Source organism: Bartonella sp. MU70NMGDW (assembly GCF_042194085.1).
Lineage (GTDB): Bacteria > Pseudomonadota > Alphaproteobacteria > Rhizobiales > Rhizobiaceae > Bartonella > Bartonella grahamii.
The window spans coordinates 1-1,894 of record NZ_JBHIMK010000229.1 but is presented as its reverse complement, the minus strand read 5'-3'; the positions used below and the strand labels follow the sequence as shown (position 1 = coordinate 1,894).

Genomic DNA, 1,894 nt, shown 5'->3' with positions numbered 1-1,894 from the left:
CCGTTCTATCAAACTTATGTAAATGTGATCATTTCTGATTAAATATACTGTTGATTTCCTGCTTCTTTGAGGCTGGTTTCACCAAAGTCACAGGACATTGGCCAGAGCCTTCCTCTCCACAGGCTGATACGGTGGAACTCACCGCCAAGTTTTTTAAATTAATCGCAGCATTAATGTCTCGATCATGGTGTGTACCACAATGAGAACATCTCCACTCACGTATGTTAAGAGGCAATTGTTCAATCTTACATCCGCAATGATGGCAGATCTTACTGCTCGCATACCAACGATCTGCAATAACAATCTGTCGACCATAACGTGCCACCTTATATTCCAATTGACGGCGAAACTCGAAAAAACTTTGATCTGCAAGGGCACGCGATAAATGCTTATTTTTCAGCAAGCCTTTTACATGAAGATCTTCCAGACAAAATGTACCAAAACGCTGAATTAAATCTGTTGTAACTTTATGCAAATGATCTGTTCTGATATTACTTATCCGTGCATGAAGCTTAGCGAGTTTTTGTTTCTCCTTATAACGATTGCTCGAGCCTTTTTGCTTACGACTTAGCCTTCGTGATAAGCGCCGTAAACGATTTAGCAAAGCCTTATAAGGTTTAACGCCTCCTATGGTTTCTCCTGTCGAAAGCGTTGCAAGTGCATTGATGCCCAAATCAAGACCAACAATAGCTTGGTTCTCGCTCAGTGACTCTTGATTATCTGTTTCAACGCTAAGACTTACAAACCACCGATCCGCTTTACGGCTAATGGTTGCTGACAAGATCTTTCCTTGAAATCGCAATTGTTCTCGCAGACGAACCCAACCAAGTTTGGGAATTCTTATCTTGAAACCTTGCAACTGTATTTGATCATTGGTCAAAGTAAAACGATCGTGCACTCCTTTCTTTCTAAAAGTGGGATATCGGCTTCTCCCTGAAAAGAAATTCTTAAAAGCCACACCCAATTGAATAATTGCCATTTGTGGAGCATTTTTAGTAACTTCCATCATCCATGGAAATTGTTCTCGTTTTAGAGAATTGAATTGTCTACGTAGCGCATAGTCATTAGGCTTTGGTAAATTATTATCTTTCTTCCATGCTTCATATTGCTGCTGCCATTCCTTCAGTGCCCAATTATAAGCAAAGCGCGCGCAACCACTGGCTCGAGCCATGTAGCTTCGTTGTTTATTGTTTAAGTCTAGAGCTATTTTGTGAGCAACAATCATTGCGATGCCTCTACAGCTTGACGAACATTCTCTAATAACTTTTGATTTTTTCTCGAACGACTTCCATAAAGACGAGCACTAAAGACAGTAATAATTTCTAAAATATCTTTGGCTAAATCCTCTTCAAAACTGCTTTCTTCCCCCTGATTGAGAATGACAACCTCAACTTGTTTGGCTTCACAAATGGCGAAGACCAATTCTGCACCAAAGCGCAATAAACGATCTTTATGCGTAATAACCAAACGACCAATTTCATTTTCAATGAGAGCATCCAATAAACGTTTAAGACCTTTTTTACGATAATTCATCCCTGACCCTAAATCAGAGATGAGTTCATAAGTCCAACCTTGGCTTGCGCAATAAAGCTCAAGAACCTGTTTTTGTCGCTCTAAATCGTCTTTTTGATCATGGCTCGATATACGCGCATAAGCAATGGTTTTTCTTTGTGATAGTTCTCTCGAATGAAAAAGCTCAGGCCTAAGCCTAGATAGGTCATAACGGCGGTGACCTCCTGCCGTATGCTCAGAAATAATTTTGCCTTCACCTTCCCAACGGCGCAAAGTGCTAATCGAAACACCCAAAACTTGAGCGGCCTTACCTATCCCAACAAATCTATCCATAATGTATATGATTACACAGATATAAATAGATTACAAGTAAGCTGTTAAA

At 40.1% G+C, this 1,894-nt stretch carries 2 protein-coding genes; both read right to left on the bottom strand.

What is annotated here, in order from left to right; genetic code table 11:
- Window positions 1–28 precede the first annotated feature (28 nt).
- Window positions 29–1,225: an RNA-guided endonuclease InsQ/TnpB family protein gene (locus ACFIKE_RS09985; protein WP_375649683.1), complete on the bottom strand. Its 1,197-nt coding sequence runs from the start codon at window positions 1,223–1,225 to the stop codon at window positions 29–31.
- On the bottom strand, window positions 1,222–1,845 hold the full coding sequence (locus ACFIKE_RS09980) for an IS607 family transposase (protein ID WP_375649680.1): 624 nt from the start codon (window positions 1,843–1,845) through the stop codon (window positions 1,222–1,224). Before ACFIKE_RS09980 ends, ACFIKE_RS09985 begins: the two co-directional genes overlap by 4 nt.
- Window positions 1,846–1,894 lie beyond the last annotated feature (49 nt).